Below are 23,918 nucleotides of genomic sequence, written 5' to 3'. Positions count from 1 at the left end.
TGGGAAGGAGGGCCGCCTGATGCGCGTGAGCTTCACCGTCAACGGCCGCGAGGAGAGCGCCGACGGCGTCTGGGAGGGCGAGAGCCTGCTGTACGTGCTGCGCGAGCGCCTGGGCCTGCCCGGCTCCAAGAACGCCTGCGAGCAGGGCGAGTGCGGCTCCTGCACGGTCTACCTGGACGGCGTGCCGGTCTGCGCCTGCCTGGTCGCCGCCGGGCAGGCGGAGGGGCGGCGGGTGCGTACCGTCGAGGGGCTGGCCGACGGCGACCGGCTCGACCCGGTGCAGGAGGCGTTCGTGGAGTGCGGGGCCGTGCAGTGCGGCTTCTGCACGCCCGGGCTGGTCGTGCAGGCGCACGACCTGCTCGAACGCTGCCCGCGCCCGTCGGACGCGGAGATCAGGGAGGCGCTGGCGGGCAACCTGTGCCGGTGCACCGGCTACGAGAAGATCCTTGACGCCGTACGCCTGGCCGCCTCCCGCAAGGAGCCCCGATGATCATCGAGAACGTGCACGTGGCCCCCGTCGCCGGCCCCGAACTCGAATCCGGATACATCCGCATCGATGGTGACCGGATCGCCGAAGTGGCGGCGGGCCCCGCGCCCGAGGCCCCGGGCGTCCCCCGGATCGACGGCACCGGCTGCCTGGCCACCCCCGGCCTGGTCAACACCCACCACCACCTCTACCAGTGGGCCTCGCAGGGCCTGGCCCAGGACGCCACGCTGTTCGAATGGCTGGTGGCGCTCTACGACGTGTGGGCCGCCATGGACGCCGAGGTGGTCGAGGGCGCGGCCACCGCCGGGCTGAGCTGGCTGGCGCTGTCGGGCTGCACCACCACCAGCGACCACCACTACGTCTTCCCCAAGGGCAGGGGCGACCTGCTGGCCGCCGAGATCGAGGCCGCCCGCGCCGTCGGGCTGCGCTTCCACCCGGCGCGCGGCTCCATGGACCGGGGGCGGTCCAAGGGCGGCCTGCCGCCGGACGAGGTGGTCGAGGAGCTGGACGACATCCTGAGCGCCACCGCCGAGGCCGTGGACGCCTACCACGACCCGTCGTTCTCCTCGATGCTGCGCGTGGCGGTCGCGCCGTGCTCGCCGTTCTCCGCCAGCGCCGACCTGATGACCGAGTCGGCCGTCCTGGCCAGGCAGAAGGGCGTACGGCTGCACACGCACCTGGCCGAGACCCTCGACGAGGAGGAGCACTGCCGCGAGCAGTTCGGGCTGCGTCCCGTCGACTACATGACGAAGCTGGGCTGGCTCGGCCCCGACGTGTGGTTCGCGCACGCCGTGCACCTCAGCGACGACGACATCGGCAGGCTGGCCGCCACCGGCACCGGCTCCGCGCACTGCCCCTCCTCCAACGGGCGGCTCGGCGCGGGCATCGCCCGGGTGTCGGAGATGCTGCGGCGCGGCGCGAACGTGGGCCTCGGCGTCGACGGCAACGCCTCCTCCGAGCTGACGCCGCTGGCCGGAGAGATGCGGCAGGCCCTGCTGTTCCAGCGCGCCAGGTACGGGCCGCGCGCGCTCACCGCCCGGCAGGCGCTGGAGCTGGCCACCCTGGGCGGCGCGCGCAACCTGGGACGTCAGGACGAGCTCGGCTCACTGGAGCCAGGCAAGCTGGCCGACATCGCCCTGTGGCGGGTGGACGGCCCCCACGCCGCCGCCGTCCCCGACCCGGTCTGCGCGCTCGTCTTCGGGCCCGTGCCGCCGCTGGCCAGGGTGCTGGTGGGCGGGCGCACGGTGGTGGCCGACGGCGAGCTGCGCACGCTCGCCCACGACGAGGCGGGGCGCGCCGGGGTGCGGGCGCGGCGGCGACTGGCGCGGCTGGCGGAGGAACGCGGCTTCACCGCCGCCGAGCAGATCCACTGAGAACGGGCTCGCAGGAGGCGCCCGGCCTCATGAGTCCATGAGGCCGGGCCCACTAGGGTGGGATTGTCCTGAAACGAGTAGGAAAGGCGGTCCCGTGTCGGCGGAACTCCCAGACGAGCGGCTGGCGGAGCTCAAGATTGCGTTCGCCTCGATCGACACCGACGGCGACGGCTACATCAGCGAGGCCGAGCTGAAGCGGCACTTCCCCGACCTCCCGGCGGAGGCGCTCGGCGCGATGAGCCAGGAGGCCGACTCCGACCAGGACGGCCGCTACTCCTTCGAGGAGTTCGTCCGCACGGTCTCCTAGGAGGCTGCCTCCTAGGAGGCTGCGCCAGCCTCCCGGGTTCCTCAGGGACGCGACAGCGCCCGCTCCAGCGGGGTGCGGAAGCGGGGAGTCACCCTGACCTCGCCGAGCCAGGCGGCCAGCCCGGCCGCCTCGGCCTCGATCGCGGCCACGGCCTGCCCGCCGGCGTCCTCCAGCAGCCGCCAGACGATCTCGCCGTCCGGCCGCTGCGCCCAGCCGCCCACGACCCGGCCGTCCCACCACACCGTCGGCCCCACGTTGCCGTTGCGGTCGAACAGCTCTGCCCGGTGCTCCTGCGGCAGGTACCAGTCGCGCGCCTGCCAGCCCATCGGCGTCGGGTCGAGCGCGGGCAGCAGCGCCGCCCAGGGCTCGGGCGCGGCGACCCTCCTCCCGTCTGCCAGCGTCACGTGACCCGCGATCTCCTCCTCGTCGCCGGGCAGCACGTAGCCGGCGCCCTCGTCCAGCTCGACGGTCACCGCGCCGACGGCCGCCAGCGCCCGGCGCACGTCCTTGAGCGTCCAGCCGGTCCACCACTTCAGGTCCGCCTCCGTGCCGGGCCCGAACGCCGCCAGCCACCGGGCCACCAGCTCCGCCTGCGCCTCGTGCACGGCCAGCTCGGCCATCTCCGGCGCCAGGCCCCAGTAGTGGGTGCCGCTGACCCAGGTGCCGGCCGCGCGGGCCCGCCGTACCAGCAGGCCGTCCATCGCCATCAGGGCCAGCAGCCGCGAGCCGATGCTCACCACGCCCTCGTACGGCTTGCCCACGGCCACCCTGACCTGCTCGCGCAATCGCGGCTCCAGCCTGCCCAGCCCGGCCGCCGTGGCGTCGCCGGACTCCGCCAGCAGCCGCAGCACGGACGCCTCCACGTCCTTCAGCCGCGCCTCGTCCCAGCCGCCCTCGCCGAACGTCTTCAGCACCGACGCGCGCTCCTTGCGGGCGATGGCCAGCGTCGAGGAGTGGTGCACCACCGGCACCAGCTCCGCCGGCACCACGAACACCGTGCGCCGCATGCCGGTCATCCGCACCAGCGTGCGGTCGGCGTACAGGGCCCGCTCGACGGGCTCGGGGCCCGGCGCGGCCAGGCGCGCGCCCGCCGACAGGAACACCGTCGCCGGGTCCGTGCCGTGCAGCGCCACCACGGCCGCCGCGGCCTCCTCCGGGGTGGCCGCCTTGCCCGCCACCCGGTGCCGCACCGCGAGGCGGGCCCGCCGCTGTACCTGAGAAATCCGCACAAACGCCCCCTTTCTGGTGGTGAGCCTAGTTGGAGGATCACACATCTGGAGCCGGGTTCGAGGGGCGCCGGTTGATGGACCCGTGCATAGGTTCGCGCGCACGGTGCCGGTTTCACTGGAGATCACCCCCCGAACCTGGAGTTGACCCATGAAGAGTGAGGTGCATCCGGTCGACGCCCGCCTGCCGGCCGCGCAACTCGGCGCGCTCGGGCTGCAGCACGTGCTGGCGATGTACGCGGGAGCCGTGGCGGTGCCGCTCATCGTGGGCGGCGCGCTGAAGCTGCCACCCGACCAGCTCGCCTACCTGATCAACGCCGACCTGCTGATCAGCGGCATCGCCACGCTCATCCAGTGCGTCGGCGTGTGGCGATTCGGCGTCCGGCTGCCCATCATGCAGGGCTGCACGTTCGCCGCCGTCACCCCGATGGTGCTGATCGGCACCACCCAGGGCGGGCTGCCCGCCATCTACGGCGCCGTCATCGTGTCAGGGTTGCTCGTGGTGGCAGTCGCGCCCTACTTCGCCAGGATCGTGAGGTTCTTCCCGCCCCTGGTCACCGGAACCATCATCACGATCATCGGGATCTCGCTGCTGCCCGTCGCCGCCCGCTGGGCCGCCGGAGGCGCGGGCAGCCCCACGTACGGGGAGCCGCGCAACATCGCCATGGCCGCCGCCGTGCTGCTGTTCATCCTGGCGATCCACCGGCTGTCCAAGGGCTTCCTGGGCCGGGTCGCGGTGCTGGCCGGCATCGCCGCCGGCACGCTGGTCGCGATCCCGCTCGGCTTCACGGACTTCTCGAACGTGGGCTCGGCCGACCTGTTCGGGATCAGCACGCCGTTCGCGTTCGGGCTGCCGACCTTCCACGTCACCGCGATCATCTCGATGTGCGTGGTCATGCTCGTCTCCATGACCGAGACGACCGGCGACTTCGTGGCGGTGTCGGAGATGACCGGCTCCGAGCTCACCCCCAGGCGGCTGGCCGACGGGCTGCGCGCCGACGGGTTCTCCACCGCGCTCGGCGGCGTGTTCAACACCTTCCCCTACACCGCCTTCGCGCAGAACGTCGGGCTCGTCGGGCTGACCGGCGTACGCAGCCGCTGGGTCGTGGCGACCGCCGGCGGCATCCTCGTGGTGCTCGGCCTCATCCCCGTGCTCGGCGCGGTGATCGCGGCCATCCCGCAGCCGGTGCTGGGCGGCGCGGGCATCGCCATGTTCGGCACCGTGGCCGCCTCCGGCATCCGCACGCTGTCGAAGGTGAGCTTCGAGGGCAACCACAACCTGGTCATCGTGGCCGTCTCCATCGGCGTGGCCGCCATCCCGGTCGGCGCCCCGGACTTCTACGACCGGTTCCCCCACTGGGCCCAGACCATCCTGGACAGCGGCATCAGCACCGGCAGCCTGCTGGTGATCATCCTGAACCTGGTCTTCAACCACCTGCGGTCTGCCCCGGCCGAGCGCGGGATGTGATGATGAGTCACGCCTTCCTGCCCGCTCGCACCGGGCAGGAAGGCGTGTCTGGACATTGTTCATCATCAGGTGGGAGTTCGTAGTGGTTCAGCATGTTCTGGTCGCCCCGGACAAGTTCAAGGGGTCGCTGACCGCCGCCGAAGTGGCCGCCCGGGTGTCGGCCGGGCTGGGTGTGCCCACGGTGGAGCTCCCGGTCGCCGACGGCGGCGACGGCACCGTGGACGCGGCCGTGGCCTGCGGCTTCGACCGGATCACGATCGAGGTGACCGGGCCGACGGGCGAGCGCGTCCCCGCCTCGTACGCCTGGCAGCCCGCCGGCACTGCCGTGGTCGAGTTGGCGGAGGCGTCCGGCCTGCGCCGCCTGCCCGGCGACCGCGAGCCCCTGACCGCCACCAGCTACGGCACCGGCGAGCTGATCGCCGACGCCGTGCGCCGCGGCGCCAAGCGCGTGGTGCTCGGGCTGGGCGGCAGCGCCTGCACCGACGGGGGAGCGGGCATGGCCCAGGCGCTCGGCGCCCGCCTGCTCGACGCCGCCGGCGACGACCTGCCCAGGGGCGGGGCGGCGCTGAAGGAGCTGGACCGCATCGACCTGTCGGGCTTCATGAACGTCTCGGGCGTGGAGTTCGTGGTGGCCAGCGACGTGGACAACCCGTTGCTCGGCCCGCACGGCGCCGCCGCCGTCTACGGCCCCCAGAAGGGCGCCACGCCCGGCGACGTGCGGACGCTGGAGGCGGCGCTGGCCCGCCTGGCCGCCGTCGCCACCGCCACGCACGGGCTGATGGGCGCCGTCGAGCACGACGACGTCGTGCGCGCCATGGGCGTGGCGGGGGCGCCGGGAGCGGGCGCGGCCGGCGGGGTCGGCTTCGCGGCGCTGGCGTTCCTGCACGCCGAGATCAGGCCCGGCATCGACTACCTGCTCGACCTGCTCGGGTTCGGCGAGCTGGTCCAGGACGCCCGCCTGGTGATCACCGGCGAGGGGTCGCTGGACGAGCAGTCGCTGCGCGGCAAGGCCCCCGTCGGCGTCGCGCAGGCCGCGGCCAGGGCCGGCGTGCCCGTCGTGGCCGTCTGCGGGCGCCGCACGCTCACCGACGCCGAGCTCAAGTCGGCGGGCATCGAGGCCGCCTACGCCCTGACCGACCTGGAGCCCGACCCGGCCCGCTGCATGGCGGAGGCCGGCCCCCTGCTCGAACGTCTCGCCACCCGGCTCGCCGCCGACCGCCACCTGGAGGGCAATGGATGACCCCGTTCGATCTCGTCGTCAGGTCCCGCAGAACCGTCACGCCCGAGGGGGAGCGCGCGGCCGCCGTCGCCGTACGGGGTGAGAAGGTCGCCGCCCTGTACGACTACGCCGCGCCCCTGCCCGCGGCCGAGGAGGTGGACCTGCGCGACCTGGCGCTGCTGCCCGGCCTGGTCGACACGCACGTCCACGTCAACGAGCCCGGCCGCACCCACTGGGAGGGCTTCGCCAGCGCGACCAGGGCCGCGGCGGCCGGAGGCGTCACCACGATCGTCGACATGCCGCTCAACTCCCTGCCTCCCACCGTCTCCTGCGAGGCGCTGGACGCCAAGCTGAGGGCCGCCGAGGGGCAGTGCCACGTGGACGTCGGGTTCTGGGGCGGGGCCGTGCCGGGGAACGCCAAGGAGCTCGCGGCGCTGCACGGGCGCGGGGTCTACGGGTTCAAGTGCTTCATGTCGCCGTCGGGCGTGGCGGAGTTCCCGCCGCTCGGGCCCGCCGAGCTGCGGCCCGCGCTGGAGGAGATCGCCTCCTTCGGCGGGCTGATGATCGTGCACGCCGAGGATCCCGAGCTGCTGGCCGAGCCGGGCGGGCCGGGTTACCGCGAGTTCCTGGACTCGCGGCCGGGGGCGGCGGAGCGCAGCGCCGTCGCGCGGGTCGTGCGGCTGGCGGAGGAGACCGGCTGCCGGGTGCACGTCCTGCACGTCTCCAGTGCCGAGTGCCTGGAGGTGCTGGAGACGGCCCGGGCCCGCGGCGTGCCGGTCTCCGCCGAGACGTGCCCCCACTACCTGACGCTGGCGGCCGAGCAGGTGCCCGAGGGGGAGACCGCCTACAAGTGCTGCCCGCCGATCCGCTCGCAGGCCAACCGGGACCTGCTGTGGGAGGGGCTGGCGCGGGGCGTGCTGAGCTGCGTCGTGTCCGACCACTCGCCCTCGACGGCCGAGCTCAAGGTGCCCGACTTCGCCGCCGCGTGGGGCGGCATCGCCTCGCTCCAGCTCGGGCTGACGGCGGTCTGGACCGAGGCCGCGCGCCGCGGGCACGGGCTGGCGGACGTGGTCCGCTGGATGTCGGCCGGCCCGGCCGCCCTGGCCGGCATCGCCGGGAAAGGCGGGATAGAGGCCGGCAACGACGCCGATCTCGTGGCCTTCGACCCCGCCGCCGACACCCTCGTCGACGCCGCCCGCCTGCACCACAAGAACCCCGTCACCCCCTACCACGGCCGCACCCTCAAGGGCGCCGTCCTGACCACGTGGCTGCGCGGCCGGCCGGTGGACGGCCGGCCGCACGGACGACTGCTCCTGGAGAGGCGATGATGAGCTCCTTCACCACGCTGCCCGACCTGGCCCTGCGCACCTGCGGCGGCTCGGTGGTGGCCGCCAGCGACGAGTCGTTCGCCGAGAAGGAGAGCCTGATCAGGCCCGGCAGGCCCGGCTTCCGGCCCGAGACGTTCGGCGGCAAGGGGCAGGTGTACGACGGCTGGGAGACCCGGCGCAGGCGCGAGCCCGGGCACGACTGGGCCCTGGTGCGGCTGGGGATGCCGGGCGTGATCCGCGGGGTGGTGATCGACACGGCCTGGTTCAGGGGCAACTATCCCACCCACGCCTCCGTGGAGGCCGCGGCCGTCGGCGGGCACCCGTCACCGGCCGAGGTGCTGGCGGCGCCGTGGACGCAGATCGTGCCGCTGTCGAAGCTCGGAGGCGACGCCGAGCACGCCTTCGAGGTGCTCGACGAGGGCCGCTACACCCACGTCCGGCTCAACATCCACCCCGACGGTGGCGTCGCCCGGCTGCGCGTGCACGGGGAGGCCCGCCCCGACCTGACGGTCCACGACGGGCTCGGGCTCGACCTGGCCGCGCTCGCCAACGGCGGGCTCGTCACCGCCTGCTCCGACGAGTTCTACTCCGCGCCCGACAATGTCATCGCGCCCGGCCTGGCCAGGCACCAGGCGGAGGGCTGGGAGACCGCCCGGCGGCGCGACGGGGGCAACGACTGGCTCGTCATCCGGCTGGCCGGGCGCGGCGTCGTCAGGCTGGCCGAGATCGACACCACCAACCTGCTGTTCAACGCGCCCGCCGCGGTGGCGCTGACCGGGCTCGACGGGGAGCGCGAGGTCGAGCTCCTGCCCAGGACCCGCCTCCAGCCCGACACGCCGCACCGCTTCCGCCTCACGTCCGTGGAGCCGGTCACGCACGTGCGCGTGGACATCTACCCGGACGGCGGGCTGGCCAGGGTCCGCCTGCACGGCCACCTGGCCTGACCCCCGGCCGCGCGCCGGGCGGATCACTGCCAGAGGTAGACGGTGCTGCCGGCCGGGCGCTCGCTGTTCGGGAGCGGCCGCTGGTACTGCACCACGCCGCCACCGCCCAGCCGCTGCACCTGCACGCGGAAGCCCAGCGCCTCCAGCTCGGCCTTGGCGTCGTTGACGTTCTTGCCGATCACCCCGGGCACCAGGGCGAACTGGTCGCCGTCCCTGGCCTCGCCGTGCCTGCGGAAGAAGTCCCAGATGTCGGTCTGGCAGCGCGCCACCGTCACCATGACCTGCGCGCCCTTGTCGACCTCGGCCTTGGCCTTGGGCGCCTGGGCGATGACCGTGCACGGCTCCGCGTCGTCGTCGACCTCGTTGACCTGCACCTGGAAGCCCTGGCGGCCGAGGAACTCGGCGGCCTGGTCCTTCGGCATCCCGCCCACGTCGGGCATGGTGAGCCCGGCGCTGACGTAGATGTTGACCTTGGCGCCCTCCTTGAGCCTCTCACCCGACTGCGGCGAGGTGCGGATCACCCTGTCGCGCTCGACCTCCGGGTTGGCCAGGCGCTTGACGACGCCGACGGTCAGCCCGGCCCCGGCGATCTCGGCACGGGCCTCGTTGGGGGTCTTGCCCTCGACGTTGGGCACCACGATGCGCTTGGGCCCGAGCGAGAGCACCAGCGTGATCGTGGAGCCCTTCTCCAGCTCGGCGTCGGCCGCCGGGTCGGTGCTGAGGACCAGGCCCTCCGCCACCTTCTCGTCGTGGCGGCCCTCGGCCTTGCGCATCAGCAGCCCGGCGCCCGCGAGGTTCTTCTCCGCCGAGGTGAGGTCCTTGCCGACCAGGTTGGGGACGATGACGTACTCGGGCTGGGAGAAGTACCACCCCGTGAGCCCGACCGCCACCACCATCACGGCGGCGAGGACGACCAGGAACCAGTTGGGCCGGAACCCGCGCCGCCGCTCCGGCGCCTCGGCCCGCGGCTGGATCAGCGTGTGGGCCGGCGGCGGCTGCGGCATCGACGGCGCGCCGAACGGCGCCGAGGCCATGCCCGGGGACGCGGCGAGCGGCTGGGAGTGCGACATGACCGGGCCGGTGCCCGGCGGGACGGTCGTGCGCGGCAGCATGCGGTGCGCGTCGACCGCGGCCACGAGCATCGCGGTCGCGTCGGCGGGCCGGTGCTCCGGCTCGCGGGCGGTCGCGCCCGCCACCAGCGTGTCGATCAGCGGCGGCACCTCCGGCACCAGCGACGACGGCGCCGGGACCGTGTCGTGGACGTGCCGGTAGGCCACCGACATCGGGGTCTCCCCGTCGTACGGCTGCTGCCCCGTCACCAGCTCGAACAGCATGATGCCCGCGGCGTAGACGTCGCTGCGCACGTCGGCGGCGCCGGTGATGACCTGCTCGGGCGCCATGTAGCCGACCGTGCCGATCATCACGCCGGTACGGGTCTGGTTGGTCGCCTCGATCGCCTTGGCCAGGCCGAAGTCGACGACCTTGACCCGGCCGTCGTCGGTCATCAGGACGTTCTCGGGCTTGACGTCACGGTGGACCATCCCGGCCTGGTGGGCCGCGCCGAGCGCGGCGAGCACCGGGATCATGATCTCGAGCGCCTCACGGGCCGGCACCCTGCCGCGCTCGCGCAGGATGTCGCGCAGGGTCTTGCCCGGGACGTACTCCATCGACAGGTAGACGACGTCGTTGTCGGTGCCCTGGTCGAAGACGTGCACCACGTTGGGGTGCGAGAGGCTGGCAACCGATTTGGCCTCGCCGATGAACCTTCTGACGAACGCCGGGTCCTCGGCGAGCGAGCGGTGCATGACCTTCAGCGCCACCGTCCGGTCGAGCCGGATGTCCAGCGCGAGGTAGACGGTCGCCATACCGCCCCGGGCGATCCGGCTCTCGATGCGGTAGCGCCCATCGAGGAGCCGCCCGACCAGGGGGTCCGCAGTCGTCGTATCCACCCCGCTGAGTTTACGGGCGTTTTGCCACCGGCATGGCCTCGGCGCCCGAAACCGATGCGGAGACGTTCCCGTCGGAACGCCCCCGCTGCGGCTTCACCGGCACATCGGCCCCTGCGGTCACGGCCGCATCGGCGGTGACCCGGACGGGGGTCCTACGGTGTCGTCGGGGACGAGGCCTCGGCGTAGCGGCGGCGCGGGATGCGGCCCGCCTGCCGCGCCAGCCGCCCGGACACCACGGCCGCCTTCATGGCCGCCGCCATGAGGTCGGGCCGCTGCGCCCTGGTGACGGCCGTGGCCAGCAGCACGGCGTCGCAGCCCAGCTCCATCGCCAGCGCGGCGTCACTGGCCGTGCCGATGCCGGCGTCGAGGATGACCGGCACGGAGGCGGCCTCCACGATGAGCTCGATGTTGTGCGGGTTGCGGATGCCCAGGCCCGAGCCGATCGGCGCGCCCAGGGGCATCACGGCCGCGCAGCCGGCCTGCTCCAGCCGCCGCGCCAGCGCCGGGTCGTCGCCGATGTACGGCAGCACCACGAACCCGTCGGCCACCAGCCGCTCGGCCGCGTCGAACGTCTCGATCGGGTCGGGCAGCAGCGTGCGCTCGTCGGCGATGACCTCGAGCTTGACCCAGTTCGTGCCCAGGGCGTCCCTGGCCAGCCGGGCGGTCAGCACGGCCTCGCCCGCGGTGAAGCACCCCGCGGTGTTGGGCAGCACCTTGATGTCGCGCTCGCGCAGCACGTCCAGCACGGAGCCGCGGGCGCCCGGATCGAGCCTGCGCATCGCCACCGTGGTCAGCTCGGTGCCGGACGCAGCCAGCGCCTGGTCGAGCACTTCCAGCGAGGGCGCGCCGCCCGTCCCCATGATGAGCCGGGAGGAGAACTTCTCCCCGGCTATGATCAGATCATCCACCTTGCACCGCCGTCAGAACCTCCACGCGGTCACGGTCGCGCAGCGCCGTCGTCTCCCAGGTGCTGCGCGTGACCACCTCGTCGTTCACGGCCACGGCCACTCCGGTGGTGGCCGAGGTCAGGGTATGCACGGCTTGCGCCACGGTCATGCCGTCGGCCACCTCGTGGGTGGAGCCGTTGATCACAACAATCATGAAATTTCCCGAAATCTCCCCGGCGCGCACAGCGCCGCCAGTTCGCTCTCCTCGCCCAGCAGGATCGCGGTCGTGAGCGGGGCGAGCAGCACGCCGCCCCGGTGGTGCCCGGTCGCGTACGCCAGCCCGGGCGTCCTGCCGGGGCCGATCAGCGGCAGGTTGTCCGGGGTCCCCGGACGCAGCCCCGCCACCACGTCGGCGACCTCCAGCTCGGTGACGCCCGGCACCAGCTCCCTGGCGTCCCGCAGCAGCTCGTAGAGCCCGCCGGCCGTCACCCTGGTGTCGAACCCCATCTCCTCCTGCGTGGCCCCCACCACGAGCTCGCCGTCGCCCCGGGGGACCAGGTAGACGGACGAGCCGTGCACGGAGCCGCGTACGCACCGGCTGAGCAGCGGCTGCGGCGAGCGCAACCGCATGATCTGGCCCTTGACCGGCCGCACCGGCACCTCGGCCAGCTCGGAGCTCCACGCCCCGGCCGCCAGCACGACCCGCTCACCCCGCACCTCGTGGGGGAGGACCTCCCGCGCGGCGGCGTCAGGACCGGCGGCGTCCGGGCCGGTGGTGTCCGGGCCGGTGGCCCTCCGGAGGTCCGGGCCGTCCTCGGAGGCCGGCGGCGCGAGGCGGACCCCCGCGACCCGGCCGCCCTCGTACAGGAGCCCGGTCGCCCGGGCCCGCACCACGGGGACGTCCAGCCGTTCCAGCGCGGCCAGCAGGGCCGCTGTCACGCGGCGCGGGTCCACCCACGCGTCGCCGGGCGCCAGCAGGCCGCCGCGCACGGAGGGGGCCAGCATGGGCTCCAGGCGGCGGCACTCGCGCCCGGTGAGCCGCTCGACCGGCAGCCCAAGCTTCTCCATGTACGCGGCCAGCTCGTCCAGCGCCGCCAGGTCGTCGGCCCCGAACGCCACGTCCAGCGTCCCGTCGGCCCGCAGGTCCAGCCCGCGCACCTCGGCGAACCCCGGCCCGGCGCCCGATTCGACGCTCGATGCCGGCCCTTTGCCCGCGGCCGGGCCTGTGCCCGCGGGCAGGCCCGCGTCGGCGGCCAGTTCGGCGGCGAAGGCGGGCCAGCGCCGCAGCGAGGCCACCCCCAGCCGCAGCAGCGGCGCCTCGGTGTAGGTCACCTCACTGACCGGGGCCAGCATCCCCGCCGCCGCGTACGAGGCCCCCCTGCCGGGGGCCGGGTCCACCACGGTGACGGCCCGCCCCGCGCGTGCCGTTCGCCAGGCCACGGAGAGCCCGACGACCCCGCCACCCACGATCACATCCACCTGCGCTCCCTTCGCCGGCATGATCCGGATCAGGTGTCTTGCGGTCGAAGGCCCGGTAAAGCCTTCCTCTCAGCCCGGTTACGGCCGGACTCCCGCGCGTCTTACAACGGACAGCCTACGGCCTCGGTGCGCTGTCCGAGCACGCCCCCCGTTATGGTCATCAACGTGAACCATGTCGTGGTGGTGGGAGCGGGCCTGGCCGGAGTGCGTACGGTGGAGGCCCTGCGAGGGCGCGGCTTCACCGGCCGGATCACGCTGATCGGGCAGGAGCGGCACCGGCCCTACGACCGCCCGCCGCTGTCCAAGGCCGTGCTGAAGGGCGAGGCCGACACCAGCTTCGTCGACACCGACCTGGAGACGCTCGGCGTCGAGTTCTGGCCGGGCGTCGGCGCCAAGTCGCTGCGCGCGGGCGTCGTGGAGACCACCGAGGGCGAGGTCGCCTACGACGGCCTGGTCATCGCCACCGGAGCCGACCCGATCCGGCTGCCCGGCGACGGCCCCCAGCACGTCCTGCGCACCCTCGACGACGCGCACGAGCTGCGCGCCATGCTCGTCCCAGGAGCCCGGGTCGCGATCATCGGCGCCGGCTGGATCGGCGCCGAGGTCGCCACCGCGGCCCGCCGCGCCGGCTGCGAGGTGACGGTCGTCGAGTCCGCCTCCGCCCCGCTCTCGACCGCCGTCGGCGCCGAGCTCGGCGGGCGCACGCTGTCCTGGTACGACGGCATCGACCTGCGGCTGGGCACCATGGTCGACTCGGTGGACGAGGGCGGTGTGCGGCTGGTGGGCGGCGAGTTCGTCGAGGCCCACGTGGTCGTCACCGGCATCGGCGTGCGCCCGGCCGTCGAATGGCTCGCCGACGCAGACATCGACCTGCACAACGGCGTCGTCACCGACGAGCACCTGCGCACGTCGCTGCCCGGAGTCGTCGCGGTCGGCGACTGCGCCGCCTGGTGGTCGCGCCGCTGGCGGACCCGGCTGCGGGTCGAGCACTGGGACACCGCGCTCAACGCCCCCGAGGTCGCCGCCGCGACGCTCCTGGGGGAGGAGGCGGTGTACGACCCGGTGCCCTACTTCTGGTCGGAGCAGTTCGGGCACATGCTCCAGTACGCCGGCCATCATCCCGCGGGTGACCGGCTCGTTCACCGCGGCGAACCCGAGGGCAAGTGGTCGGCCGTGTGGCTCGCCGGAGACGGCACCCTGGCCGCCGTACTGGCCGTCGACCGGCCCCGCGACCTCGTACAGGGGCGCCGGATCATCGACGCGGGCTCGCGCCTCGACCCGGAACGCCTGGTAGATCCACAAGTACCCCTACGAGATTGTGTTGTTTGAGCAAGCACGGCATGTGGTAGTTGTGGTTTCGTGACGCTTTCTGTTGCACAGATCGACCGGGAGACCGACCAGCTCGTTGACGAGTGGCTCACCCTCCCCGAAGTGGCCTCGCGCCTCGACCTTCCGATCGGGCGGGCCAAGCAACTCCTCCGGGACCACAAGCTCCTCGGCGTGCGCCGGGGCAGCGGCGGGCCACAAGTGCCCGCGGTGTTCCTCGATGGAAAGGACGTGATGAAGGGCCTGCCCGGCACGCTGACCGTGTTGCAGGACGCCGGCTACGACGATGTCGAGTCGCTGCGCTGGCTCTTCACCCCAGACGAGTCCCTGCCAGGGTCGCCCATCGAGGCGATCAAGGCCGGCCGTCACACAGAGGTCAAGCGGCGTGCCCAAGCCCTCGCTTTCTGAGGCCCGCCTCTATCTCTGCACAGACGGCCGCCGCGACCGCGGCGATCTGGCAGAGTTCCTCGATTCGGTGCTGGCCGGAGGCGTGGACATCATCCAGCTGCGGGAGAAGGGCCTGGAGGCCCGCGAAGAACTCGCGCTCCTCGAAGTCTTCCGCGACGCCTGCGACCGGCACGGCAAGCTGCTGGCCGTCAACGACCGGGCGGACATCGCCTACGCCGCCCGGCCCGACGTGCTCCATCTGGGGCAGGACGACCTTCCTGTGACGGTCGCGCGAGAGATACTCGGCGACGACATCGTCATCGGACGGTCCACCCACTCCGCTGCCGAGGCTTCCGCCGCGGCCGTGGAGGAGGGCGTCGACTACTTCTGCTGCGGCCCCGTCTGGCCCACCCCGACCAAGCCCGGCCGCCCGGCTCCCGGCCCGTCGCTGCTGCGGCACGCGGCGTCGCTGGAGACGTCGCGGCCGTGGTTCGGGATCGGCGGCATCGACCTCGGGAATCTGGACGAGGTGATGGCGTTCGGGGTGCGGCGCGTGGTGGTGGTGCGGGCGATCACCGACGCCGACGACCCCGGGGCGGCGGCGGCGGAGTTCGCCAAGCGGCTGTCGGCCGGCTGAGCACAGGGGCGCCCGCTTCTCGCCGCGGGCGCCTCCACGCCGGGCGGCTGCCTGGCGTGCGCGGGCTTGTGCCGTGCGGTGCTTCCGCGCTGCGGCGTTCGGCGCCGCCTGCGTCAACGGCCCGCAAGCGGCAGCGCTCGCACGCCCGCGTCGCCTCGCGAGAGCCGCGTCGCCCCCGCCAGGCGCGTCGTACCCTCGCGCCCCGATGGCGGCGCGAGGGTGACGGTCACGTCCTGCGGGAGGTGGCCGCGATGGCGAGGTCGGTGAGCGCCGCCCGGGACTCGGAGGTGACCGGCGCCGTGTCGAGGGCCGCCAGCGCCTGCCCCAGGTAGTCGCCGATCAGGTCCTCGCACTCCTGCAGCGCTCCCGTGCCGTCGATGATCCCGCGCAGCGTGGCGACCCCGTCCTCGTCCAGCTCGGGATCCCCGAGGAGCCGCCGCACGGTCCGCGCGTCGGAGGGGGTGGCGGCGGCCAGGGTGCGGGCCACGAGCATGGTGCGCTTGCCCTCCCGCAGGTCGTCGCCGGCGGGCTTGCCCGTCTGCGCCGGATCGCCGAAGACCCCGAGGATGTCGTCACGGAGCTGGAAGGCGATCCCGACCCGCCGCCCGTACCCGGTGCACAGGTCGTCCACCCACGGCGCGAGCTCGCGGGCGGCGAGCGCCAGGCCGAGCCTGAGCGGCTGCTCCACCGAGTACTTGCCGCTCTTGAACAGCGCCACCCGCAGCGCCGACTCGAACGTGTTCTCCCCGTTGGCCTGCTCCAGCAGGTCGAGGTACTGCCCGCACATCAGCTCGCTGCGCATGTGGTCGTGGACGGGCTGGGCCACTTCGAGGGACTCGCGCGGCAGCCCGCTGGAGCGCCACATCTCGCCCGACCAGATGAGCAGCAGGTTGCCGAGCAGGATCGCCGCGCCCTCGCCGAACTGCTCGGCCGAGCCGTACCAGCCGGACTTCTCGTGCATCGCCTGGAAGCGGCGGTGCGCGGACGGCATGCCGCGGCGCAGGTCGCTCTTGTCCATCACGTCGTCGTGCACCAGCGCGCTGGCCTGCAGCAGCTCCAGCGAGGCCGCGGCGGTGAAGATGCCGGGCACGTCGGTGCCGCCGGCGCCGCGCCAGCCCCAGTAGCAGAACGCGGGGCGCAGCCGCTTGCCGCCGGACAGCAGCTCGTCGGCCGCCGTGCGCAGCGGAGCGAACTCGGGGTCGTCGGCGGAGGGCAGCTTCCGCTCGACGAAGTCGGCGAGGGCACGCTCCACCTGGGCGCGCAGGGTCTCCATGCCGGCGGCGTCAGTGGTCATGCCCCTGAGACTAGTGGCCCCGGGGACAGGTCCGGATCTCCAGGTGGCTCCTCTCACCCGCCGGCTCGAGGATGTGACGGTAACCTTGCCTCATGGCGCTTGGTCGACCCTCCATACGGCCCGATCGTGTTCCCACCGTCCGCGAGATGCTCGCCTCCGGTGGCCGGTCGTTCTCGTTCGAGTTCTTCCCCCCGAAGACCGACGAGGGCGAGCGGCAGCTGTGGCGGGCGATCAGAGAGCTGGAGTCGCTGCGGCCGACCTTCGTGTCGGTGACGTACGGCGCCGGCGGCTCCACCCGCGACCGCACGGTCGACATCGTCGAGCGGATCGCCCACGACACCACGCTCACCCCTGTCGCGCACTTCACCGCGGTCGACCACTCGATCCGCGAGCTGCGGCACCTCGTGGGGCGCTTCGCCGACGCCGGGGTGCGCAACATCCTGGCCGTGCGCGGCGACCCGCCCGGCGACCCGATGGGCGAGTGGGTGCAGCACCCCGAGGGCGTGCTCTACGCCGAGGAGCTGGTGCGGCTGATCCGGCAGGCGGGCGACTTCTGCGTCGGCGTGGCGGCCTTCCCGTTCAAGCACCCGCGCTCGCCGTCCGTCGAGTCCGACACCGACTACTTCGTCGCCAAGTGCCGGGCCGGGGCCGACTACGCGATCACGCAGATGTTCTTCCAGGCCGACGACTACCTCCGGCTGCGTGACCGGGTGGCGGCCAAGGGCTGTGACACGCCGATCATCCCGTGCGTCATGCCGGTCACGCAGATGAGCACGATCGCCAGGTCGGAGCAGCTTTCCGGGGCGCCGTTCCCGCCCGACGTGGCGGCCAGGTTCGAGGCGGTCAAGGACGATCCGGCGGCGGTGCGGCGGCTGGGCATCGAGCACGGCGCCGAGCTGTGCCAGCGGCTGCTCGACGAGGGCGCGCCGGGCATCCACTTCATCACGTTCAACCGGTCGAGCGCGTCGCGCGAGGTGTTCCAGCGGCTGGAGCGGCTGCCCGCCTCCGCGTGAGTGAGCGCCCGCCACCCGCCCGCAGGGGGATCGGGCGGGTGACGGGCAGGGGAAGATGGGCGGCGGGTAAAGGGTCGGCTACTTTCCGTCATTGATCGTGCCCCGCGTCATGGCACGGCAAACCCTCAGGTCATGGCTTTACCAGTTCAGGTCAAGGGCAGCGGGCGGCCCGCGATGGCGTACTCCTCCGAGCCGCCGGGGAAGACGAACCTCGTCAGCAGGTCGCCGAAGCCCATGCTGGCGTAGAGGTGGCGGGCGGCCGTGGGCTGGTCGTGGGTGGACAGCACGGCCGAGCGCTCGCGGCGGCCGGCGCACAGCGTCGTGATCATGGCGCGGCCGACGCCCTTGCCCTGGTAGTCGGGGTGCACGTGGATCTCGGCCAGCTCGAACGCGTGCCCCATCCAGGCGTGCGCCGCCTCCTCGCCCAGGCGGTCGGCCAGGCCCCGCAGGACGACGTCGTGCCACCACTGCCCGGGCGCGCCCCGGAATCCGTACGCGAAGCCGACGGTCACGGGTTCCGGAGCGGGCATATCTGGGGATGAATCACGCAATTCCGCGAAATAGCACTGAAAATTGGGATATGTCGCGTGATTTCGCATGATGGTCTTGCGGCCGTTGATCTGCTCCTCCGGCGGGTTCATGGCCGCCGTGTAAATATCGATCACCGTCTCCAGCCGCTCGGTGAACTCGGCCGGCCCGGCCCCGCGAAACTCGATCACTCGTCGCACACTACTCGACGTCCACCGGCGTGCCTGCGGTGATCCGCACGAGCTCGTCGAACGTCGTCGGGAACACCGTGTGCGGATGCCCGCCCGCGGCCCACACCACCTCGTGCTTGCCCAGCCAGTTGTCCACCAGCGTGCGCACGGGCGCGGGATGCCCCACCGGGGCCACGCCGCCGATGGGCTGCCCGGTGGCCTCCCTGACGAACTCCGGCGTCGCCCGGCGTACCCGCTCGACCCCCGCCGTACGGGCGATCAGGTCGACGTCCACCCGGTGCGCGCCGCTGGTCAGCACGAGCAGCGGCGCGCCGTCGGCGTCGAAGATCAGGCTGTTGGCGATCGCGCCCACCTCGCACCCGAGCTGCGCCGCCGCGGTCGCGGCCGTGGGCGCCTTCTCGGGCAGGACCACGATCTCGCCGTTCGCGCCCAGTGCGCGCAGAGCGGATTCCACGATGACGGCGTTCGCAGGCAACTTCTCAGACATGGGGACACTCTAAACATATTGACGCCCCTATTACCCATTCCTGGTAAGTGGTGTAGGGTCCCCTGATCCGTTCTTTAGGAGAGGTGGTACGGGTGCGGGTTCGACGGCTGCCCGGGGTGGCTGCTCTTCTGACGGCCGGAGCGGTCGCCGTCTCCGGTTGCGGCACGCAGCACGCGGAACGGCGGGCAGAGGCTCCGCCGCCCGCCTCCCCTCCCGCGGCCGCCGCCCAGCAGGGCCCGTCCGCCGTCACTCCCGAGCCCGTGATCGCGCCGCGCAAGACGCTCCGGCTCGGCGCCAAGGGCAAGTCCGTCACCTGGATGCAGAAGCGGCTCAAGGAGCTCGGCTACCGCCCCGGCAGGATCGACGGCCAGTACGGCGGCACCACGCTGGCCGCAGTCTGGGCGTTCCAGAAGGTCAACGGCATCAAGCCGACCAGCACCATCGCCAAGCGCACGTGGCAGGCGCTGGAGACGCCCAGGGCGCCCAAGGTCCTGGTCCCGAACGGCAAGGCGACCCGCGCCGAGGTCAACCTCAGCAAGCAGGTCATGGTCCTGTACGTGCGCGGCCAGGTGAAGCTGATCACCCACATCTCCTCCGGCAGCGGCGTCCCGTACTGCGAGACCACCACCTGGCAGGGCAAGGAGCAGCGCTTCTGCGGCTCGGCCCGCACGCCGACGGGCGACTACCGCACGACGTGGCGGGTGGGCGGCTGGCACAAGTCGTACCTGGGCGAGCTGTACAACCCGATCTTCTTCAACGGCGGCATCGCCTTCCACGGCGCGCTGTCGGTGCCGCTCTACCCGGCCTCGCACGGGTGCGTGCGCATGCCCATGAACGTGGCCGAGGAGCTGCCCGGGCTGCTGGGCAAGGGTGTCCCGGTGCACGTCAAGGGCGCGTACAAGCGTGCCTGAAGCCGGATAACGCCCGCATAACCGAAATCGGTGACAGGCCGGTTATCCGTGGTCTGGTGAGCTTCCCCCGAACTTCTGGGGGATCTCATGACTACGGCTTTCATGCTGAGAACGCCCGCTCCGCCCGTACCCCGGAGCGGGGCGGCGCCGCGGGTGCGGTGGCTGCTCGCCGCCGGATGGGTCGCGCAGGTGGCGCTGCGGCTGTGGCTGAACCGCTACCACGGCGCGCCCGTGGCGAACCCGGACGAGACCGGCTACCTCCTGGCCGCCCGATGGCTGGCCGGCGGCGCGGGGGCCGATCTGTCCGGCTCGACCTTCTACCAGGCCGGGTACGCGCTGCTGCTCGTGCCGATCTTCTGGCTGACCTCCGATCCCGGGCTCGCGTACCGGCTGGCCGTCGGGGTGGGGGCGGTGGCGGCGGCGAGCGCGTACCCGGTGGCGTACGTGCTGCTGCGGCGGCTGCGCGTCGGCAGGCGGGCGGCGCTGGCGCTGGCGTTCACGGCGGGATCGTCGCCCTCGCTGCTGGTGTTCTCCGGGTTCGCGCTGGCCGACGCGGTCCTGCCGGTGGTCGTGCTGGGGTGGCTGGTCGCGCTGCACGACCTGGTCGCGGGCGGGCCCCTGCGGCGGCGCGTGGCGGCCGGGGCCGCCGCCGGCGGGCTGGCGGCGTACGCGATGGCGGTGCACCTGCGGGGGACCGTGATCGTGGCGGTGTGCCTGCTCGTGCTGGTCGCGCTGTGGCGCAGGCTGCCGCGCGCGGCCCTGATCGCGACGCTGGTGAGCGCGGTCGCGGGCGCCGTGGCCGGGGACGCGCTCAACGGGGCGCTGCGGGCCGCGCTCTACCCCGGCGGGCCCCGTGACCTGTCGGGGCTGCTGGTCGAGCGCCTCACGAGCCTGGAGGGGCAGGCGTGGGCGCTGTCGGGGGCCGCCGGGCAGCTCTGGTACCTCGTAGCCGGCACGTGGGGCCTGGCGGGCGTGGGGCTGGCGGGCGCGGCGGCCCTGCTGACGCGGCGATCGGCGCCGTTCGTGCCGCGCGTCCTGGCGGGGGCGCTGCTGACGCTGACCCTGGGCATCGCGTACGCCTCCTCGGCCGCCCTGCCGGACGAGCACCGGGTCGGCAACTTCGCCTACGGCCGCTACCTGGCGTGCGTGGCGGTGGCGTGGACGCTCGTGGGCATGCTGGTCCTCCTGCGCGCGAGACGCCTGCCGGCCGCGCGGGCTTCCGCGGCGGGTCACGCGCAGGCGGGGGCCGGGCGGGCTTCCGCGGCGGGACGCGCGCAGGCCGGGGCCGGGCGGGCTTCCGTGGCGGGACGCGGACTGTCCGGGGCCGGGTGGCTCTCGGTGGTGCGGCACGTGGTGGCCGCTGCCGGGTTACTCGCCGTGACCGGCGGCGTGGTCGCCTGGTACGCGGGGGACCGGCTGCACCGGCACGCCTTCATCGCCTTCGACTTCCCTGAAGTGATCTTTCTCACGCAGCGGCCCGGCTCGCTCGACCTGGTCGCCGCCTCCCTGTCCGCCCTGGCGCTGCTCGCCTGCCTGGCGGGCGCGGCCCTGGCCCGGAGGCCCGCGGTGCTCGCCACGGCCGTCCTGGGCCTGATCCAGATGGCGTTCGTCGTGCACCTGGCACCCGCCCCGCCGGCGCCGGGCCCCGACTGGCTGCCCGCGCCGTCTCCGCCCGGCCGGGTGGCGGTGGAGGCGGGGGTGAAGTGGAACGTCTGGGTGCCGCTGTCGTACCGCGTGTGGTGGACCGGGATCGAGCGCTTCCGCGGCACGCCTCCCGAGGGCGTCTGCACCGCCGTCGTCCCGCAGGAGGCCGGGCCGCCGCCGGCGGGCTGGACCGTCACCGGCGCCCGCCACGGCTGGGTCACCTGGTCGCGCTGCTAGCCCTCGCCGGGATGCCCGGCGTCCCAGCGGGTGCGGGCGTCCTCCATGGCGTCCTTGTGCTCGCGCGACCAGTCGGCCAGCCGCTGCACGGCCTCGGCGAGGCTGCGGCCCATCGGCGTCAGCCGGTACTCCACCTGCGGCGGGATCGTCGCGAACGCCGTGCGCTCGACGAGCCCGTCGCGGCACAGCCGCCGCGTCGTCAGCGTCAGCATCCGCTGCGAGATGCCCGGCACCGCCCGGTGCAGCTCCCTGAACCGGCGCACCCCCTTGGCCAGCTCCACCATCACCAGCACCGTCCACTTGTCGCCGATGCGGTCGAGCACGTCCCTGATGCCGCAGTCGTCGTCCCCGCACGGGCCCGCGGCCTGGTGGGTTACCTCCGTGTGCGCGACTGACATGAGAGTGCCTCCTTACGGCGAGCGCGGGGCCTCGCCCATGCTGGGGTTCGTTTCACCTGGCAGATCCACATTAGGGGGACCCATGATTGTCGTGACGGGCGTGTCCGGGGCACTGGGCGGAGCGATCCTCGGCGGGCTGCGGGCCGCCGGCGGGCCGCAGGCCGCGGGGGCCAGCAGCTCGGGCGGCGGAGCCGGGGTGCGGCTCGCCGACTTCGACCGGCCCGCGACGCTGGAGCGGGCGTTCGAAGGGGCGCGGGTGCTGGTGTTCGTGTCCGCCGGGTACGCCGAGGACGACGTCGTGCTCGCCCGGCACGGCGCGGTCGTACGGGCCGCGGCCGCCGCGGGCGTCGAGCACGTGATCTACACCAGCCTGGCGGGGTCGGGGGAGCGGCTCACGATCGCCCTGGCCCACCGGTGGACCGAGGCGCGGCTGGCCGAGGCGCCCTTCGACGTCACGGTGCTGCGCAACGCCCTGTACGCCGAGATCCCCGCCGGGCTGGCGCTGGCCGGCGTCCACGCGGCGGCGGACAGCGGGGTGTTCGCGGCTCCTCTCGGCGAGGGGCGGGTGTCGGTGGCGGCCAGGCAGGACCTGGCCGCCGTGGCCGTGCGCGTGGCGGCCGAGGCCTGGCAGGACGTCGTGTCGGGCGGGGCGCGGCGGCACGCGGGCAGGACGTACGAGCTGGAGGGCGTGAGCGCGGTCGGCGGGCACGACCTGGCCGAGGTGCTCTCCGAGGTGCTGGGGCGGCCCGTCGCCTACCGTCCGGTGCCGCTGGGGGACGCCAGGGCGGGGCTGGCCGGGCTGGAGGCGTACCAGGCGGGCCACACGATCTCGACCTTCTCCAACATCGGGGCCGGCCTGCTGGAGGCCGGGCGGAGCGACCTGCCCGCGTTCCTGGACGCGCCCCGGCCGGCCCGCGACCTGATCGCGGCGACCGTGCGGGCGGGCGTCAGCCCTGCCCGTTGACCTCCGCGGCCTCCGGAGGCGGCTGCGGGGCCGCGCGCCTGCCGTGCGCGGCGGCCATGACCATCCCCACGGCCTGCGCCAGCCCGCCGGCCAGCAGCAGCCAGGCCGTGTACGGCTGCCACCAGGGCAGGCCCGCGAGGAAGTCGGGGGAGTCGTACAGGCCGGCCAGCCCTCTGACGGGATTGAACAGCGCGACCGCGAACCCCAGCGCGTAGGGGACGATGAGCACGCCCGACACCACGAGGATCAGCGCCCGGCCGCGCCGCTCCCGCAGCAGCAACACCCCGAAGACCAGGTAGGCCACCGCCGCCAGGCCCACCACCATGGCGGTCCACCAGGTCAGCCGCCACGTGTCCACGCCCAGCGAGGTCAGCCCCGACCCGTCGATCCTGCCGCCCTCCCACTCGGGGCCGGTGGTCTGCGCGCGCACCGCCGCGCGGACGGCCAGATGGCCCGCGCCCGCGTACGCCGCCGCCAGCACCGGCCCCAGGGCCAGCAGCACGAGCCCCGCCGGGCGACCGCTTCCCGCCATCCGCTCTCCCCTCCCGCGGCGGTTTCCGTGAGACAGCTTCTCAGAAGGAGCCGGGCGCTCTGCACGCGCGATCGCGCGGAGCGGACGGGCGCTACCCGAGGGCGCGCAGGCCGGAGATGGCGACCTCGGCCGCGCGGCGCGCGGTGCCCAGGATGTCCGCCAGCGTCTGCTCGTCCTCCAGGGTGGCCATGACGCCCAGCTTGACGGCCCCGATCAGCGCGCCCACCGCCGCGGCGGCGTCCACCCGCGTCAGCTCGGGGAACGCCTCGTGCAGCCCCTCGGCCAGCTTGAGCTGGGTGTCGAACAGCAGGAGCAGCGCCCGCGCCTGCAACGCGGGCTCCGTGAGGATCAGCCGCACCCGCAGCGCCGCGTCCTCGCTCGTCAGGTCCTGGTACGAGACCGCCTGCTCGAAGCTCTCCTCGACGATCCTCATCAGCACGCCGGTCACGCTCTCGTCGGGGCGCCTGCCCTCCAGCACCCCGAGCGCCAGGTCCAGCCGGGCCGCGGTGTCGTAGAAGACCACGTCCTCCTTGCCGGCGAAGTAGCTGAAGAACGTGCGGGTGGACACGTCGGCCTGCTCCGCGATCTCCGCGAGCGTGGTCTCCTCGAAGCCCTTCTCCAGGAACAGCCGCAGCGCCGCCTCGATCAGTGCCTGACGCGTGCGCTGCTTCTTGCGCTCCCGGAGCCCTTCCACCATGCCGG

The 23,918-nt window shown here is 73.6% G+C and carries 25 protein-coding genes and 1 riboswitch; of the genes, 14 read left to right on the top strand and 11 right to left on the bottom strand.

The window, feature by feature from the left end; all coding sequences use genetic code 11:
- Positions 1–19 precede the first annotated feature (19 nt).
- The 3 genes from HD597_RS32560 (at position 20) to HD597_RS32550 (ending at position 2,167) form a co-directional block, all read left to right on the top strand.
- Positions 20–490, top strand: coding sequence for a (2Fe-2S)-binding protein (locus HD597_RS32560; protein ID WP_253746973.1), 471 nt, complete (start codon positions 20–22; stop codon positions 488–490).
- Entirely contained in the window at positions 487–1,860 is a 1,374-nt protein-coding gene (locus tag HD597_RS32555) for an 8-oxoguanine deaminase (protein WP_253746972.1), read from the top strand. Before HD597_RS32560 ends, HD597_RS32555 begins: the two co-directional genes overlap by 4 nt.
- Before the next feature lie 94 nt (positions 1,861–1,954).
- Complete coding sequence (locus tag HD597_RS32550) at positions 1,955–2,167, top strand: EF-hand domain-containing protein (protein ID WP_253746971.1); 213 nt, start codon at positions 1,955–1,957, stop codon at positions 2,165–2,167.
- Between the two features lie 41 nt (positions 2,168–2,208).
- Here HD597_RS32550 and HD597_RS32545 read toward each other — a convergent pair whose 3' ends face one another.
- Positions 2,209–3,396 carry a winged helix DNA-binding domain-containing protein gene (locus tag HD597_RS32545; protein ID WP_253746970.1) on the bottom strand — a complete coding sequence of 396 codons (1,188 nt, stop codon included), beginning with the start codon at positions 3,394–3,396 and terminating at the stop codon, positions 2,209–2,211.
- A 148-nt stretch (positions 3,397–3,544) separates the two neighbouring features.
- On the opposite strand from HD597_RS32545, the gene HD597_RS32540 reads away from it, so the two are divergent.
- From HD597_RS32540 to alc, 4 genes are all read left to right on the top strand, one after another.
- Complete coding sequence (locus HD597_RS32540) at positions 3,545–4,861, top strand: nucleobase:cation symporter-2 family protein (RefSeq protein ID WP_253746969.1); 1,317 nt, start codon at positions 3,545–3,547, stop codon at positions 4,859–4,861.
- Positions 4,862–4,943: 82 nt separating this feature from the next.
- Positions 4,944–6,101, top strand: coding sequence for a glycerate kinase (locus HD597_RS32535; RefSeq protein ID WP_253746968.1), 1,158 nt, complete (start codon positions 4,944–4,946; stop codon positions 6,099–6,101).
- Positions 6,098–7,408: an allantoinase AllB gene (gene allB / locus HD597_RS32530; RefSeq protein ID WP_253746967.1), complete on the top strand. Its 1,311-nt coding sequence runs from the start codon at positions 6,098–6,100 to the stop codon at positions 7,406–7,408. The genes HD597_RS32535 and allB overlap by 4 nt, the downstream gene beginning before the upstream one ends.
- The gene (gene alc, locus HD597_RS32525; protein WP_372513632.1) at positions 7,408–8,352 is read left to right on the top strand and encodes an allantoicase; all 945 of its coding nucleotides are present in this window, start codon (positions 7,408–7,410) and stop codon (positions 8,350–8,352) included. Before allB ends, alc begins: the two co-directional genes overlap by 1 nt.
- Before the next feature lie 23 nt (positions 8,353–8,375).
- On the opposite strand, the gene pknB is transcribed toward alc, so the two are convergent.
- The 4 genes from pknB to HD597_RS32505 form a co-directional block, all read right to left on the bottom strand.
- Positions 8,376–10,301, bottom strand: a complete 1,926-nt coding sequence (gene pknB / locus HD597_RS32520) for a Stk1 family PASTA domain-containing Ser/Thr kinase (protein WP_253746965.1) — start codon at positions 10,299–10,301, stop codon at positions 8,376–8,378.
- 152 nt (positions 10,302–10,453) lie between these two features.
- The gene (locus HD597_RS32515) at positions 10,454–11,209 is read right to left on the bottom strand and encodes a thiazole synthase (RefSeq protein WP_372513427.1); all 756 of its coding nucleotides are present in this window, start codon (positions 11,207–11,209) and stop codon (positions 10,454–10,456) included.
- Positions 11,202–11,402, bottom strand: coding sequence for a sulfur carrier protein ThiS (gene thiS / locus HD597_RS32510; protein ID WP_225273877.1), 201 nt, complete (start codon positions 11,400–11,402; stop codon positions 11,202–11,204). Before thiS ends, HD597_RS32515 begins: the two co-directional genes overlap by 8 nt.
- Positions 11,399–12,688 carry an FAD-dependent oxidoreductase gene (locus HD597_RS32505; RefSeq protein WP_253746964.1) on the bottom strand — a complete coding sequence of 430 codons (1,290 nt, stop codon included), beginning with the start codon at positions 12,686–12,688 and terminating at the stop codon, positions 11,399–11,401. Before HD597_RS32505 ends, thiS begins: the two co-directional genes overlap by 4 nt.
- Positions 12,657–12,773: riboswitch (TPP riboswitch) on the bottom strand. It overlaps the preceding gene by 32 nt.
- 59 nt (positions 12,774–12,832) lie before the next feature.
- On the opposite strand from HD597_RS32505, the gene HD597_RS32500 reads away from it, so the two are divergent.
- From HD597_RS32500 to thiE, 3 genes are read left to right on the top strand one after another with little or no spacing between them, the layout of a single operon-like run.
- Positions 12,833–13,996 (top strand): NAD(P)/FAD-dependent oxidoreductase, encoded by a 1,164-nt coding sequence (locus HD597_RS32500; RefSeq protein WP_253746963.1) that lies wholly within the window; start codon positions 12,833–12,835, stop codon positions 13,994–13,996.
- 30 nt (positions 13,997–14,026) lie between these two features.
- Positions 14,027–14,401, top strand: a complete 375-nt coding sequence (locus HD597_RS32495; RefSeq protein ID WP_225273880.1) for an Rv2175c family DNA-binding protein — start codon at positions 14,027–14,029, stop codon at positions 14,399–14,401.
- On the top strand, positions 14,379–15,017 hold the full coding sequence (gene thiE, locus HD597_RS32490; RefSeq protein ID WP_253746962.1) for a thiamine phosphate synthase: 639 nt from the start codon (positions 14,379–14,381) through the stop codon (positions 15,015–15,017). The genes HD597_RS32495 and thiE overlap by 23 nt, the downstream gene beginning before the upstream one ends.
- A 226-nt stretch (positions 15,018–15,243) precedes the next feature.
- Here the strand turns inward: thiE and HD597_RS32485 are convergent, their stop codons facing one another.
- The gene (locus tag HD597_RS32485) at positions 15,244–16,311 is read right to left on the bottom strand and encodes a polyprenyl synthetase family protein (RefSeq protein ID WP_253746961.1); all 1,068 of its coding nucleotides are present in this window, start codon (positions 16,309–16,311) and stop codon (positions 15,244–15,246) included.
- A 146-nt stretch (positions 16,312–16,457) separates the two neighbouring features.
- Here HD597_RS32485 and metF point away from each other — a divergent pair, with 146 nt between their 5' ends.
- On the top strand, positions 16,458–17,324 hold the full coding sequence (gene metF, locus HD597_RS32480) for a methylenetetrahydrofolate reductase [NAD(P)H] (protein ID WP_253746960.1): 867 nt from the start codon (positions 16,458–16,460) through the stop codon (positions 17,322–17,324).
- A 146-nt stretch (positions 17,325–17,470) separates the two neighbouring features.
- On the opposite strand, the gene HD597_RS32475 is transcribed toward metF, so the two are convergent.
- The gene (locus HD597_RS32475; protein WP_253746959.1) at positions 17,471–18,043 is read right to left on the bottom strand and encodes a GNAT family N-acetyltransferase; all 573 of its coding nucleotides are present in this window, start codon (positions 18,041–18,043) and stop codon (positions 17,471–17,473) included.
- Between the two features lie 10 nt (positions 18,044–18,053).
- Positions 18,054–18,530: a YbaK/EbsC family protein gene (locus HD597_RS32470; RefSeq protein WP_253746958.1), complete on the bottom strand. Its 477-nt coding sequence runs from the start codon at positions 18,528–18,530 to the stop codon at positions 18,054–18,056.
- Positions 18,531–18,622: 92 nt separating this feature from the next.
- Between HD597_RS32470 and HD597_RS32465 the strand changes: the two genes are divergently transcribed.
- Together HD597_RS32465 and HD597_RS32460 are read left to right on the top strand one after the other, a co-directional pair.
- Positions 18,623–19,441 (top strand): L,D-transpeptidase family protein, encoded by an 819-nt coding sequence (locus HD597_RS32465; RefSeq protein ID WP_253746957.1) that lies wholly within the window; start codon positions 18,623–18,625, stop codon positions 19,439–19,441.
- Between the two features lie 102 nt (positions 19,442–19,543).
- Positions 19,544–21,322: a hypothetical protein gene (locus HD597_RS32460; RefSeq protein ID WP_253746956.1), complete on the top strand. Its 1,779-nt coding sequence runs from the start codon at positions 19,544–19,546 to the stop codon at positions 21,320–21,322.
- Here the strand turns inward: HD597_RS32460 and HD597_RS32455 are convergent.
- The gene (locus tag HD597_RS32455; protein ID WP_253746955.1) at positions 21,319–21,720 is read right to left on the bottom strand and encodes a winged helix-turn-helix transcriptional regulator; all 402 of its coding nucleotides are present in this window, start codon (positions 21,718–21,720) and stop codon (positions 21,319–21,321) included. The genes HD597_RS32460 and HD597_RS32455 overlap by 4 nt on opposite strands.
- 82 nt (positions 21,721–21,802) lie before the next feature.
- Here HD597_RS32455 and HD597_RS32450 point away from each other — a divergent pair, with 82 nt between their 5' ends.
- Positions 21,803–22,684 carry a Rossmann-fold NAD(P)-binding domain-containing protein gene (locus tag HD597_RS32450; RefSeq protein ID WP_253746954.1) on the top strand — a complete coding sequence of 294 codons (882 nt, stop codon included), beginning with the start codon at positions 21,803–21,805 and terminating at the stop codon, positions 22,682–22,684.
- Here HD597_RS32450 and HD597_RS32445 read toward each other — a convergent pair.
- Complete coding sequence (locus tag HD597_RS32445; RefSeq protein ID WP_253746953.1) at positions 22,668–23,216, bottom strand: hypothetical protein; 549 nt, start codon at positions 23,214–23,216, stop codon at positions 22,668–22,670. The genes HD597_RS32450 and HD597_RS32445 overlap by 17 nt on opposite strands.
- 91 nt (positions 23,217–23,307) lie before the next feature.
- On the bottom strand, positions 23,308–23,913 hold the full coding sequence (locus HD597_RS32440; protein WP_253746952.1) for a TetR/AcrR family transcriptional regulator: 606 nt from the start codon (positions 23,911–23,913) through the stop codon (positions 23,308–23,310).
- Positions 23,914–23,918: the final 5 nt, after the last annotated feature.

It is taken from the genome of Nonomuraea thailandensis (assembly GCF_024172165.1).
Taxonomy (GTDB): domain Bacteria; phylum Actinomycetota; class Actinomycetes; order Streptosporangiales; family Streptosporangiaceae; genus Nonomuraea; species Nonomuraea thailandensis.
This window is presented reverse-complemented; position numbering and strand designations above follow the sequence as displayed.